A 13,402-nucleotide genomic window follows, 5' to 3' on the forward strand; every position below is an offset into this window, starting at 1 on the left:
TAAATGTTTATCGCGGTCAACTGATGCAAAGAAAGGTAAATTCTTGTGATAGTGATTATCATTACGACGGAAAGAAAAACAAGCGAAATGTGCGGTGTTTTGATGACGAGTTGTAAACGCAAAGCCTGATAATAGTGACGTACGTAACGTTCAGGTTTATAAGTTATAACGAAAATGCCCATTTACGCTGATTCAGGGCTGTGGCTAAATATCCGCCTCACAACCTAACTGAAAATAAACCATGTTTAAAATTGTCCATTTCCTGCTGGCGCTGGTGATTATTCTTGCGCTCGCCTGGCTTACGAGTTTTGACCGCCGGAAAATTCGGGTTCGTTTTGTTTTACAGCTGATTGTTATTGAAATTGCGCTGGCGTTCTTTTTCCTGCACGCCGAAAGCGGGTTATTCCTGATTAAATACGTCTCAGGATTTTTTGAGTCACTGCTCAAATTTGCTGGCGAAGGCACCAATTTCGTCTTTGGCGGTATGGGTGAAAAAGGGCTGGCGTTCATTTTCCTCGGCGTGCTTTGTCCGATTATTTTTATTTCCGCACTGATCGGTATTCTTCAGCACTGGCGGATCCTGCCAATTTTTATTCGGGTAATCGGTACGCTGCTGTCAAAACTGAACGGTATGGGCAAGCTGGAATCCTTTAACGCGGTGAGCTCGCTGATCCTCGGCCAGTCGGAAAACTTCATTGCCTACAAAGGCGTGCTGGGCGATCTCTCCTCGCGTCGTCTGTTCACCATGGCGGCCACGGCCATGTCGACGGTCTCCCTGTCGATTGTCGGGGCGTATATGACCATGCTCGACGCCAAATATGTCGTCGCGGCGCTGATTCTCAACATGTTCAGCACCTTTATTATCCTCTCAGTCATCAACCCGGCGCGCCCGGAAGCGGAACCGGATGTTAAGCTCGAAAAACTGCATGAATCCCAGAGCTTCTTCGAGATGCTCGGCGAGTATATTCTGGCCGGTTTTAAAGTGGCGATGATTATTCTGGCGATGCTGATCGGTTTTATCGCGCTTATTAGCGCCGTTAATGCCCTCTTCTCCAGCGTATTTGGCATGAGCTTCCAGCAGATCCTGGGCTATGTATTTTATCCCCTGGCGTGGCTGGTAGGGATTCCGCTGAGCGATGCCTTAAACGCGGGCAGCATTATGGCAACCAAGCTGGTGGCGAATGAATTTGTGGCGATGATTGAGCTGCAGAAAATAGCCCACCAGATGTCCCCGCGCGGGCTGGGGATTTTATCCGTCTTCCTCGTCTCGTTCGCGAACTTTGCCTCTATCGGCATCGTGGCCGGGGCGATTAAGGGCCTGAACGAGCAGCAGGGTAACGTGGTATCGCGTTTCGGGCTGCGTCTGGTGTACGGCGCGACGCTGGTGAGTTTGCTGTCGGCGAGCTTTGCGGGGTTGGTGCTCTGATGCAATGCCGGGTGGCGCGCAGCGATCCCGGCCTACAAAACAACAACGGCGGGAATTCCCGCCGTTTTCATTAAAATTGCACGCACACCGGCTGATCGACACGCATCACCGACTCCTGCGCGAAGCGGGACTTATAAATCCCGCGTAACGCTTCGATGTTCTTCTCGCTCTGCGCATCTTTACCGTGGATCAGCATCAGCGCCTTGCTCGGCTCGCGCGCCACTTTTCCGTCGTTCCCCAGCCACTGCCCGCGGGCATCAAACACCGTTAAGCCATCGCGAAAGCGCGGCGTCACGTCCTGGTCAACAAACTGCTGCCACTCGTTGTTGGTAATCTGCGCCCCGGCAGGACGGTTTAAGCCGAAATAGAGCGTGGTTTGCTGCATCTGGCTATCCGCTTTGCAGGTCTCCACCGCCGCGTGTTGCGATGGCGCGTTGCAGCCCGCCAGCATCAATAATGCCGCCGCCATTAACCCTGTTTTGATTGTCATGCTTCGCTATCCTCATTGTTATAAGCACATGGATATCACAGGAAAAGACGGGTTTTGGCAAGAAAAAAGCCGGGTGCGCTTGCGCTTACCCGGCCTACGGTTTTCCGTGGGAAAAATTATTCCGGCTGCAGCTTAGACGGCGGCGCGGAGTGGTAATGCGCGTCGGCTTCCGCAAAGCGTTTCTGCATGGAGGCAGACGGTGCTTTACCCAGCAGGCTGAAGACCACGATACCGATGCTGCCGAAGATGAAGCCAGGAATGATTTCGTACAGGCCCAGCCAGGCGAACTGTTTCCAGACGATAACGGTCACCGCACCGATAATCATCCCCGCCAGCGCGCCGTTACGGGTCATACGGGACCACATGACGGAGAACAAGACGACCGGACCAAACGCCGCACCGAAGCCCGCCCACGCGTAGCTCACGAGACCCAGCACGCGGTTTTCCGGGTTGGCCGCCAGCGCAATCGCCACCAGCGCCACCAGCAGCACCATAAAGCGCCCTACCCACACCAGCTCTTTCTGGCTCGCGTTTTTACGCAGGAAGGCCTTATAGAGGTCTTCGGTGATTGCACTGGAGCAGACCAGCAGCTGACAGCTCAGGGTGGACATCACCGCCGCCAGGATCGCAGAGAGCAGAATACCGGCAATCCACGGGTTAAACAGAATCTGCGCCAGTTCGATGAACACGCGCTCGGCGTTCTGGTTCACCGCGCCCGCCTGCGCCGGGTTGTTATTAAAGTAGGCGATACCGAAGAAACCGACCGCACACGCGCCCGCCAGACACAAAATCATCCACGTCATGCTGATGCGACGCGCATGAACGATGGTGTGATGAGAATCCGCCGCCATAAAGCGCGCCAGAATATGCGGCTGACCGAAGTAGCCCAGGCCCCAGCCCATCAGGGAGACGATGGCGACAAAGTTCAGCCCTTTCAGCATGTCGACGTTTTCAATGCTCTTCTGCTTGATCACTTCCAGCGATTCGCCAAAGCCGCCAACGGTGAAAATCACAATCACCGGGGTCAGGATCAGGGCAAAGATCATCAGGCTCGCCTGCACGGTGTCGGTCCAGCTTACCGCCAGGAACCCGCCCACGAAGGTATAGAGGATGGTCGCCGCCGCACCGGCCCACAGGGCGGTTTCGTAGCTCATGCCGAAGGTGCTTTCGAACAGGCGCGCGCCCGCCACGATGCCGGAGGCACAGTAGATGGTAAAGAACAGGAGGATAACCACGGCAGAGATAATGCGCAGAATGCGGCTGTTATCTTCAAAGCGTCCGGTGAAGTAGTCCGGCAGCGTCAGGGCATTATTGTTAGCCTCGGTATGCACGCGCAGACGGCCCGCCACCAGCTTCCAGTTGATCCACGCGCCCACGGTCAGACCGATGGCGATCCAGCTTTCCGAGATGCCGGAGATAAAAATCGCACCCGGCAACCCCATCAGCAGCCATCCGCTCATGTCCGATGCGCCCGCGGAGAGTGCGGTCACCATCGGGCCTAAACTGCGTCCGCCCAGAATGTAGTCGTCAAAGTTTTTCGTGGAACGCCACGCCAAAAACCCTATCAGGATCATGCCAAAAATATAAACGAGAAATGTCACCAGCATCGGTGTGCTAATTGCCATTCAAATTCTCCAAAAGTGTCGAGCGACAACCATCCGGGTTGCCTTGTTATATGATCACCGGAACGAGGTGACGGTATCTTGTGTTTCGGTTGGGCGCGCTATCCTGCCGTATGCGCCCTCCGCTGACAAACGATTTAACACTGCATTTACATCAATTTCATCCCCGGTTTGATACGAGTTTCCTATAGGTTGCACTCGCTCACGCTTTTACGGGTTGCACCTTTGAAAAGTGTTAACTCCCGCATAAAACCAGGCTTTCCGCGACAAAGCCAGCACGTTTTTCCAGCTAACCATTCGTTAACAATCCATTCATTTTCTGGGTTGCAAACCAGGTCACATTTAACACGGTTGCACAAAGTTGCAACATGGTGGATATTTCACGCTAACGACCAAACACGATGAAAGCACAACAGGAGCTTTGGCATGGGTATGACCACCATGGGGGTTAAGCTGGATGACGCGACCCGCGAACGGATTAAGACCGCAGCAACCCGCATTGATCGCACGCCGCACTGGTTAATTAAGCAGGCGATTTTTAACTATCTCGAAAGACTCGAGAGCGACGAGGGCCTGCCGGAGCTGCCTGCCCTGCTCGCCGGTGCCGCCAATGAAAGCGAAGACGCGCCAGCCGCTGGCGATGAAAGCCATCAGCCGTTCCTCGAATTCGCCGAGCAGATCCTGCCGCAGTCCGTCAGCCGCGCCGCCATCACCGGTGCGTACCGTCGCGCCGAAACCGACGCCGTGCCGATGCTGCTGGAGCAGGCCCGTCTGCCGGAAGCTATTGCCGCACAGGCGCACAGCCTGGCGTACCAGCTGGCTGACAAACTGCGTAACCAGAAAACCGCCACCGGCCGCGCCGGGATGGTTCAGGGTCTGCTGCAGGAGTTTTCCCTCTCCTCACAGGAAGGCGTGGCGCTGATGTGCCTGGCGGAAGCGCTGCTGCGTATTCCGGATAAAGCCACCCGCGACGCGCTGATCCGCGACAAGATCAGCAACGGCAACTGGCATTCGCACATTGGCCGCAGCCCGTCGCTGTTCGTCAACGCCGCGACCTGGGGCCTGCTGTTCACCGGCAAACTGGTCTCGACCCATAACGAAGCCAACCTGTCCCGCTCCCTGAACCGCATCATCGGCAAGAGCGGCGAGCCGCTGATCCGCAAGGGCGTGGACATGGCGATGCGTCTGATGGGCGAGCAGTTCGTCACCGGGGAAACCATTGCCGAAGCGCTGGCGAACGCCCGCAAGCTGGAAGATAAAGGTTTCCGCTACTCCTACGACATGCTGGGCGAAGCGGCGCTGACCGCCGCCGACGCGCAGGCCTACATGGTTTCTTACCAGCAGGCGATCCACGCCATCGGTAAAGCGTCCAACGGTCGCGGTATTTATGAAGGCCCGGGCATCTCCATTAAGCTTTCCGCCCTGCACCCGCGCTACAGCCGCGCGCAGTACGATCGGGTAATGGAAGAGCTCTACCCGCGCCTGAAGTCCCTGACCCTGCTGGCGCGCCAGTATGATATCGGCATCAACATCGACGCCGAAGAGGCCGACCGTCTGGAGATCTCCCTCGATCTGCTGGAAAAACTGTGCTTCGAACCGGAGCTGGCGGGCTGGAACGGCATTGGCTTCGTGATCCAGGCCTACCAGAAGCGCTGCCCGTTCGTCATTGATTACCTGATTGACCTGGCCAGCCGCAGCCGCCGTCGCCTGATGATCCGCCTGGTGAAAGGGGCCTACTGGGACAGCGAAATCAAACGCGCCCAGATGGAAGGGCTGGAAGGCTATCCGGTCTACACCCGCAAGGTCTATACCGACGTCTCTTACCTCGCCTGCGCGAAAAAGCTGCTCGGCGTGCCGAACCTGATTTATCCGCAGTTCGCCACCCACAACGCCCACACCCTGGCGGCCATTTACAGCCTGGCCGGGCAGAACTACTACCCGGGCCAGTACGAATTCCAGTGCCTGCACGGCATGGGTGAACCGCTGTACGAGCAGGTGACCGGTAAAGTGGCGGACGGCAAGCTTAACCGCCCGTGCCGCATTTACGCCCCGGTGGGTACCCACGAAACCCTGCTGGCGTACCTGGTGCGTCGCCTGCTGGAAAACGGCGCGAACACCTCCTTCGTTAACCGCATCGCCGACACCACCCTGCCGCTCGACGAGCTGGTCGCCGATCCGGTGCAGGCCGTTGAGAAGATGGCGTCGCAGGAAGGCCAGATTGGCCTGCCGCATCCGAAGATTGCCCTGCCGCGCGAGCTGTACGGCCAGGGTCGCGTCAACTCGGCGGGGCTGGATCTCGCCAACGAACACCGTCTGGCGTCCCTCTCCTCTGCCCTGCTCAACAGCGCGCTGCAGAAGTGGCAGGCGAAACCGATGCTGGAGCAGCCCGTTGCTGACGGCGACATGCAGCCGGTCATCAACCCGGCGGAGCCAAAAGACATCGTCGGCTACGTGCGTGAAGCCACCGATGCGGAAGTGGATCAGGCGCTGGACAGCGCGGTGAATAACGCCCCTATCTGGTTCGCCACGCCGCCGCAGGAGCGTGCCGCCATTCTGGAACGCGCGGCGGTGCTGATGGAAGACCAGATGCAGTCGCTCATCGGCATTCTGGTGCGCGAAGCGGGTAAAACCTTCAGCAACGCCATCGCCGAAGTGCGCGAGGCGGTCGACTTCCTGCACTACTACGCTGGTCAGGTGCGCGATGATTTCGACAACGAAACCCACCGTCCGCTCGGCCCGGTCGTCTGTATCAGCCCGTGGAACTTCCCGCTGGCGATCTTCACCGGCCAGATTGCCGCCGCCCTGGCCGCTGGCAACAGCGTGCTGGCAAAACCGGCAGAGCAGACCCCGCTGATTGCCGCACAGGGCATCAACATTCTTCTGGAAGCCGGCGTACCGGCGGGCGTGGTCCAGCTGCTGCCGGGCCGCGGTGAAACCGTGGGCGCCAAACTGACCTCCGATAACCGCGTGCGCGGCGTGATGTTTACCGGTTCGACCGAAGTGGCCTCGCTGCTGCAGCGCAATATTGCCACCCGTCTGGATGCGCAGGGTCGTCCTACGCCGCTCATCGCGGAAACTGGCGGCATGAACGCCATGATCGTCGACTCCTCTGCCCTCACCGAGCAGGTGGTAGTTGACGTTCTGGCCTCTGCCTTCGACAGCGCCGGTCAGCGCTGCTCCGCCCTGCGCGTGCTGTGCCTGCAGGATGACGTGGCGGACCACACGCTGAAGATGCTGCGCGGCGCGATGGCCGAATGCCGCATGGGCAACCCGGGCCGTCTCACCACAGACATCGGGCCGGTGATCGACGCGGAAGCGAAAGCCAATATTGAAAACCACATTCAGGCCATGCGCGCGAAAGGCCGTCCGGTGTTCCAGGCGGTGCGAGACAACAGCGAAGATGCCCGCGAGTGGCGTTCCGGCACCTTTGTGCCGCCTACGCTTATCGAGCTGGCAAGCTTCGACGAGCTGAAAAAAGAGGTCTTCGGTCCGGTGCTGCACGTGGTGCGCTACAACCGTAACAACCTCAACGAGCTGGTTGAGCAGATCAACGCCTCCGGCTATGGCCTGACGCTCGGCGTGCATACCCGTATCGACGAGACCATCGCGCAGGTGACCGGCAGCGCCAAAGTAGGCAACCTGTACGTTAACCGCAACATGGTGGGTGCGGTCGTTGGCGTGCAGCCGTTCGGCGGTGAAGGCCTCTCCGGCACCGGTCCGAAAGCGGGCGGTCCGCTCTACCTGTACCGTCTGCTGGCGAACCGTCCTGAGAACGCGCTGGGCGTCACCCTGGCGCGCCAGGATGCGGAGTATCCGGTGGATGCGCAGCTGAAAACCGTGCTGACCCAGCCGCTGGACGCGCTGATTAAGTGGGCTGATAATCGTCCAGAGCTGCGTGCGATTGCGCAGCAGTATGGCGAGCTGGCACAGGCCGGTACGCAGCGTCTGCTGCCGGGGCCGACCGGCGAGCGCAATACCTGGACGCTGATGCCGCGCGAGCGCGTTCTGTGCGTGGCGGATAACGAGCAGGACGCGCTGGTACAGCTGGCCGCCGCGATGGCCACCGGGTGTGAAGTGCTGTGGCCGGACGATGCGCTGCATCGCGACCTGGCCAAACAGCTGCCGAAAGCGGTCTCGGCCCGCATTCACTTCGCGAAAGCCGATGCGCTCCTGACGCAGCCGTTCGATGCCGTCATTTACCACGGTGATTCTGACCAGCTGCGCGAGCTGTGCGAGCAGGTTGCGGCCCGCAGCGGGGCGATTGTTTCGGTGCAGGGCTTCGCGCGCGGCGAAACCAACCTGCTGCTGGAACGCCTGTACGTGGAGCGCTCGCTCAGCGTCAACACCGCTGCAGCGGGCGGTAACGCCAGCCTGATGACCATCGGTTAATCGTGTAAACTTTCCCCGGTGGCGCTACGCTTACCGGGGCTACAAAACAACCGTAGGCCGGATAAGCGCAGCGCATCCGGCTTTTTTACACGGAGGGGATGATGAAAAGAGTATTTCTCGCAGGCGCAGCGCTGCTGCTGAGCGCCAGCGCGCTGGCCGACGAGTGCGACAAAGCGACCACCCAGGTTGAGCTGAATACCTGTAGCGCGCAGCAGTATCAGGCTGCCGACAAAAAGCTCAACCAGACCTATCAGGCCGCCGTCAAGCGTGCGGAAGCCCCTCAGCGCGAGCTGCTGAAAAAGGCGCAGCAGGCCTGGATTGCCCTGCGCGATGCGGACTGTGCGTTTATCGGTTCGGGGACGGAAGGCGGCAGCGTTCAGCCGATGATCGTGAATCAGTGCCTGGCGGAGAAAACCGTGGAGCGCGAAGCGTTTCTGGCCTCGCTGATGCAGTGTGAAGAGGGCGACTTAAGCTGCCCTCTCCCACCGGGGAACTAGCGCAAGCGGATCCCTTCGATAATCATCCGCTGCACGTTCTCCAGGGTGCTGTGGAAAAACGCTTCGTCCTGGAGCGTTTTTCCGGTCACCGCCTCGACCTGGGCCGCAAAGTCAGCGTAATGCTGGGTGGAGGCCCAAATCATAAAGATCAGATGATGCGGATCGACCGGAGCCAGCTTTCCGCTGGCCACCCATCCGGCGATAATGGCCGACTTATCGTCCACCAGCTGCTTTAAATCTCCGGTCAGCTCCGCCTGCAACAGCGGCGCGCCCTGCAGCATCTCGAGGCAGAACAGCCTTGATGCCTGCGGGTAATCGCGCGACACCTCCAGCTTCAGGCGTATGTACTCTTTGATCGCCACCAGCGGGGCCAGCTCCTCGCGGAACGCTTTCAGCGGCGCCAGCCAGATATCGAGGATCTGCTGCATCACCGCGACATAGAGCGCCTCTTTCGACGGGTAATAGTAGAGCAGATTGGTTTTGGATACCCCGGACTGCTCCGCCACCTGCTCCAGGCGCGTGCCGTGAATGCCAAACTGCGAAAAGGTCTCCAGCGCCGCGCTGAGGATCGCCTGCTTCTTGGCGCTCACCGCCTGCGAACGTTTACCTGGTGTTTTCACTGCGCCTTGTGTCATTCCCGCTCTCCTTATTCTGCGTTGCCCTCAGCATAGCAAAACCCCCGTCTCGCCACGACATCCTGCACCCCGATCGCGCATGAATGCCTGTTTTCTGTGCAATGTTTTTGACCAGTTAGTCCACATTTAATCACATCAAACCACCAACCTCTGATTAACACATTAATAACACTGCCATTTTCAAAACTGGCACTGCCTTTGCAAAAACACCGTTACACCTGCGACGTAATGAAGAGAGGTTCGTGATGAAAATTGGCGTATTTGTCCCCATCGGCAACAACGGCTGGCTTATCTCGACCACTGCACCGCAATACATGCCGACCTTTGAGCTGAATAAAGCCATCGTGCAGAAAGCGGAGCACTACCATTTCGACTTTGCGCTTTCGATGATCAAACTGCGCGGCTTCGGCGGCAAAACCGAGTTCTGGGATCACAACCTGGAGTCCTTCACCCTGATGGCCGGGCTGGCCGCGGTCACCTCGCGGATCCAGATCTACGCCACCGCAGCCACCCTCACCCTGCCCCCGGCGATCGTGGCGCGCATGGCCTCCACCATCGACTCCATCTCCGGCGGACGCTTTGGCGTCAACCTGGTGACCGGCTGGCAAAAACCGGAGTACGAGCAGATGGGTCTCTGGCCGGGCGACGATTACTTCTCTCGCCGCTACGACTACCTGACCGAGTACGTGCAGGTCCTCCGCGACCTGTGGGGTACCGGTAAAAGCGATTTCAAGGGCGACTTCTTCACCATGAACGACTGCCGCGTCAGCCCGCAGCCCTCGGTGCCGATGAAGGTGATTTGCGCCGGGCAGAGCGACGCCGGGATGGAATTCTCGGCGAAATACGCCGACTTCAACTTCTGCTTCGGTAAAGGGGTTAACACGCCTGCCGCCTTCGCCCCGACCGCCGCGCGCATGAAAGAAGCCGCCGACAAAACCGGGCGCGACGTGGGCTCCTACGTTCTGTTTATGGTCATTGCCGACGAAACCGACGAGGCCGCGCGCGCCAAATGGCAGCGCTATAAGGACGGCGCCGACGAGGAGGCCCTGAGTTGGCTTACGGAGCAGAGCCAGAAGGATACCCGCTCCGGCGCGGATACCAACGTGCGCCAGATGGCCGACCCGACCTCTGCCGTCAATATCAACATGGGCACCCTGGTCGGCTCGTATGCCAGCGTCGCCAGAATGCTTGACGAAGTGGCGGCCGTGCCCGGTGCCGAGGGCGTCCTGCTGACCTTCGACGATTTCCTCACCGGCGTGGAAACCTTCGGCGAGCGCATCCAGCCGCTGATGCAGTGCCGCGCCCACATCCCTGCCGTCACCAAGGAGGTGGCGTAATGACAACCCTTAACGCACGCCCGGAAGCCATTACCTTCACGCCACAGCAGAGCGCGCTGATCGTGGTGGACATGCAAAATGCCTACGCCAGTAAAGGCGGCTATCTGGACCTGGCGGGGTTCGACGTCTCCGCCACAAGGCCTGTGATCGAGAACATCAAAACCGCCGTCGCCGCCGCGCGCGAAGCGGGGATGCTCATCATCTGGTTTCAGAACGGCTGGGATGACCAGTACGTCGAGGCCGGCGGCCCCGGCTCGCCCAACTTCCACAAGTCGAACGCCCTGAAAACCATGCGCAGGCGGCCCGAACTGCAGGGCAAGCTGCTGGCGAAGGGCGGCTGGGATTATCAGCTGGTGGATGAGCTGGTCCCGCAGGCGGACGATATCGTCCTGCCGAAACCGCGCTATAGCGGCTTTTTTAACACCCCGCTCGACAGCCTGCTGCGCAGCCGGGGCATTCGCCATCTGGTCTTCACCGGCATTGCCACCAACGTCTGCGTGGAGTCGACCCTGCGCGACGGCTTTTTCCTCGAGTATTTCGGCGTGGTGCTGGAAGACGCGGCCCATCAGGCCGGGCCGGATTTCGCCCAGAAGGCGGCCCTGTTCAATATCGAAACCTTTTTTGGCTGGGTCAGTAACGTTGCGGATTTCTGCGACGCCCTGACTCCCCCGCTCGCCCGTATCGCCTGAGGAGACGCACGATGCCGAAATCCGTAATCATCCCGCCGGGCACCAGCACGCCCATCGCCCCGTTTGTCCCCGGCACGCTCGCCGACGGCGTGGTGTATGTCTCCGGCACGCTGCCGTTTGATAAAGACAACAACGTGGTGTTTATCAACGACCCAAAGGCGCAAACCCGCCACGTGCTGGAGACGATCAAAACCGTGATCGAAACGGCGGGTGGCACGATGGAGGATGTGACCTTCAACAGCATCTTTATCACCGACTGGAAAAACTACGCCGCGATTAACGAAATCTACGCGGAGTTCTTCCCCGGCGATAAGCCGGCCCGGTTCTGCATTCAGTGCGGGCTGGTGAAGCCAGACGCGCTGGTTGAGATCGCCACCGTTGCGCACATCGCGAAGTGAGGCGGCCATGAAACTCTCCGTCTCACCGCCCCCGTATGAGGGTGCGCCCGTGGTGGTCCTTATTGCCGGTCTCGGCGGCAGCGGCAGCTACTGGCTGCCCCAGTTGGCCGCGCTGGAACCCGAGTATCAGGTGGTATGCTATGACCAGCGCGGAACGGGCAATAACCCCGACGCCCTGCCGGAAGGATACAGCCTGGCACAAATGGCGGACGAACTGGCCCAGGCGCTGGCTGAGGCCGGGATTGCCCGCTACAGCGTCGTCGGCCATGCGCTGGGGGCACTGGTCGGCCTGCAGCTGGCCCTCGACCGCCCCGACGCCCTCACCGCGCTGGTGTGCGTCAACGGCTGGTTGACCCTCAGCGCGCATACCCGCCGCTGCTTTCAGATCCGCGAGCGCCTGCTGCATTACGGCGGCCCGCAGGCGTGGGTTGAGGCGCAGCCGCTGTTTCTCTACCCGGCAGACTGGATGGCCGCTCGCGCCCCCCGTCTGGAGGCCGAAGAAGCGCTGGCGCTGGCCCACTTTCAGGGAAAAGCCAACCTGCTGCACCGGCTCAGCGCCCTGAAAAAGGCCGACTTCAGCCGCCACGCCGCGCGCATCCGCTGCCCGGTCCAGATCATCTGTTCCGCCGACGACATGCTGGTGCCCTCTGTCTGCTCGTCTGAGCTGCAGGCGGCCATCCCGCACAGCCACAGCTCGGTGATGCGCCAGGGTGGCCATGCCTGCAACGTCACCGAGCCGGACACCTTCAACACCCTGCTGCTGAACGGGCTTGCCAGCCTGCTGCACAGTCATGAACACGCTTTATAAGGAGCCTTAATGAGCGAAGCCATTACCCCCGCCGCGCTGGAAACCCTGTTCACCGGCGCCCGCACCCATAACGGCTGGCAGGATATTGCCGTCAGCGACGAGACGCTGCGCGAAATCTACGACCTGATGAAATGGGGGCCAACCTCGGCCAACTGCTCCCCGGCACGGATTGTGTTTGTGCGAAGCGCGGAAGGAAAAGAGAAGCTCCGCCCGGCGCTCTCCAGCGGCAATCTGGAGAAAACGCTCACCGCCCCGGTCACGGCGATTGTGGCCTGGGACAGTGAATTCTACGAGCGCCTGCCTGAACTGTTCCCGCACGGCGATGCCAGAAGCTGGTTTACCGCAAGCCCCGCGCTGGCGGAAGAAACCGCCTTTCGTAACAGCTCGCTGCAGGCCGCGTACATGATTTTCGCCTGTCGCGCGCTGGGGCTGGACACCGGCCCGATGTCGGGCTTTGACCGACAAAAGGTCGACGAGGCCTTTTTCACCGGCACGACGCTTAAAAGCAATCTTCTGATCAACATTGGCTACGGCGACCCGGGCAAACTTTACGGGCGCCTGCCGCGCCTGACCTTCGACGATGCCTGCGGGCTGGCGTAAGGAGCGATCATGACGACACCGGATAAGCAAACCTTTCGCGACGCCATGGCCTGCGTTGGCGCGGCGGTGAACATCATCACCACCGACGGCCCGGCGGGGCTGGCAGGCTTCACCGCCAGCGCGGTGTGCAGCGTTACGGATTCACCCCCCACCCTGCTGGTGTGCCTGAACCGCGGCGCGTCCGTCTGGCCGACGTTCAGCGAAAACCGCACCCTTTGCGTGAATACCCTCAGCGCCGGACAGGAGCCGCTCTCAAACCTGTTTGGCGGCAAAACGCCAATGGAAGAACGCTTCGCCGCCGCCCGCTGGCAGACGGGCGACACCGGATGTCCGCGTCTGGAGGATGCGCTGGCCTCGTTTGACTGCCGCATCAGCCAGGTGGTGAGCGTCGGCACCCATGACATTTTGTTCTGCGACATCGTTTCGATTATTCGCCACCCGGCGCCGCAAGGGCTGGTGTGGTTTGACCGCGGCTACCACGCGCTGATGCGACCCGCCTGTTAAGGCGCTC

The 13,402-nt window shown here is 60.1% G+C and carries 12 protein-coding genes; 9 read left to right on the forward strand and 3 right to left on the reverse strand.

Annotated features, from left to right (window positions below; genetic code table 11):
• Positions 1 to 241 precede the first annotated feature (241 nt).
• Positions 242 to 1,426 (forward strand): NupC/NupG family nucleoside CNT transporter, encoded by a 1,185-nt coding sequence (locus tag ACOTXI_RS01215; protein ID WP_021240801.1) that lies wholly within the window; start codon positions 242 to 244, stop codon positions 1,424 to 1,426.
• 70 nt (positions 1,427 to 1,496) lie between these two features.
• Here the strand turns inward: ACOTXI_RS01215 and ACOTXI_RS01220 are convergent, their stop codons facing one another.
• Positions 1,497 to 1,916, reverse strand: coding sequence for a DUF3574 domain-containing protein (locus ACOTXI_RS01220; RefSeq protein ID WP_021240802.1), 420 nt, complete (start codon positions 1,914 to 1,916; stop codon positions 1,497 to 1,499).
• A gap of 116 nt (positions 1,917 to 2,032) precedes the next feature.
• Positions 2,033 to 3,541: a sodium/proline symporter PutP gene (putP, locus tag ACOTXI_RS01225; protein ID WP_008499815.1), complete on the reverse strand. Its 1,509-nt coding sequence runs from the start codon at positions 3,539 to 3,541 to the stop codon at positions 2,033 to 2,035.
• 423 nt (positions 3,542 to 3,964) lie between these two features.
• Here putP and putA point away from each other — a divergent pair, with 423 nt between their 5' ends.
• The gene (putA, locus tag ACOTXI_RS01230) at positions 3,965 to 7,927 is read left to right on the forward strand and encodes a trifunctional transcriptional regulator/proline dehydrogenase/L-glutamate gamma-semialdehyde dehydrogenase (RefSeq protein ID WP_058654603.1); all 3,963 of its coding nucleotides are present in this window, start codon (positions 3,965 to 3,967) and stop codon (positions 7,925 to 7,927) included.
• A gap of 101 nt (positions 7,928 to 8,028) precedes the next feature.
• Positions 8,029 to 8,424 carry a lysozyme inhibitor LprI family protein gene (locus ACOTXI_RS01235; RefSeq protein ID WP_008499817.1) on the forward strand — a complete coding sequence of 132 codons (396 nt, stop codon included), beginning with the start codon at positions 8,029 to 8,031 and terminating at the stop codon, positions 8,422 to 8,424.
• On the opposite strand, the gene rutR is transcribed toward ACOTXI_RS01235, so the two are convergent.
• Positions 8,421 to 9,059, reverse strand: coding sequence for an HTH-type transcriptional regulator RutR (rutR, locus tag ACOTXI_RS01240; RefSeq protein WP_008499819.1), 639 nt, complete (start codon positions 9,057 to 9,059; stop codon positions 8,421 to 8,423). The genes ACOTXI_RS01235 and rutR overlap by 4 nt on opposite strands.
• 245 nt (positions 9,060 to 9,304) lie before the next feature.
• Between rutR and rutA the strand changes: the two genes are divergently transcribed.
• Genes rutA through rutF form a run of 6 tightly spaced genes read left to right on the forward strand, consistent with a single transcriptional unit; the run spans position 9,305 to position 13,395 of the window.
• Positions 9,305 to 10,396 (forward strand): pyrimidine utilization protein A, encoded by a 1,092-nt coding sequence (rutA, locus tag ACOTXI_RS01245; protein WP_045372964.1) that lies wholly within the window; start codon positions 9,305 to 9,307, stop codon positions 10,394 to 10,396.
• Positions 10,396 to 11,085, forward strand: a complete 690-nt coding sequence (rutB, locus tag ACOTXI_RS01250; RefSeq protein WP_058654604.1) for a pyrimidine utilization protein B — start codon at positions 10,396 to 10,398, stop codon at positions 11,083 to 11,085. Before rutA ends, rutB begins: the two co-directional genes overlap by 1 nt.
• A gap of 11 nt (positions 11,086 to 11,096) precedes the next feature.
• Complete coding sequence (rutC, locus tag ACOTXI_RS01255; RefSeq protein ID WP_008499822.1) at positions 11,097 to 11,483, forward strand: pyrimidine utilization protein C; 387 nt, start codon at positions 11,097 to 11,099, stop codon at positions 11,481 to 11,483.
• A 7-nt stretch (positions 11,484 to 11,490) separates the two neighbouring features.
• Positions 11,491 to 12,291: a pyrimidine utilization protein D gene (gene rutD, locus ACOTXI_RS01260; RefSeq protein ID WP_058654605.1), complete on the forward strand. Its 801-nt coding sequence runs from the start codon at positions 11,491 to 11,493 to the stop codon at positions 12,289 to 12,291.
• Between the two features lie 9 nt (positions 12,292 to 12,300).
• Positions 12,301 to 12,891 carry a malonic semialdehyde reductase gene (locus ACOTXI_RS01265; protein WP_008499824.1) on the forward strand — a complete coding sequence of 197 codons (591 nt, stop codon included), beginning with the start codon at positions 12,301 to 12,303 and terminating at the stop codon, positions 12,889 to 12,891.
• 9 nt (positions 12,892 to 12,900) lie between these two features.
• Positions 12,901 to 13,395, forward strand: coding sequence for an NADH-dependent FMN reductase RutF (gene rutF, locus ACOTXI_RS01270; RefSeq protein WP_023292823.1), 495 nt, complete (start codon positions 12,901 to 12,903; stop codon positions 13,393 to 13,395).
• Positions 13,396 to 13,402: the final 7 nt, after the last annotated feature.

The sequence above is a fragment of the Enterobacter cloacae complex sp. BZL2005 genome (assembly GCF_049238885.1).
Classification (GTDB): Bacteria; Pseudomonadota; Gammaproteobacteria; order Enterobacterales; family Enterobacteriaceae; genus Enterobacter; species Enterobacter roggenkampii.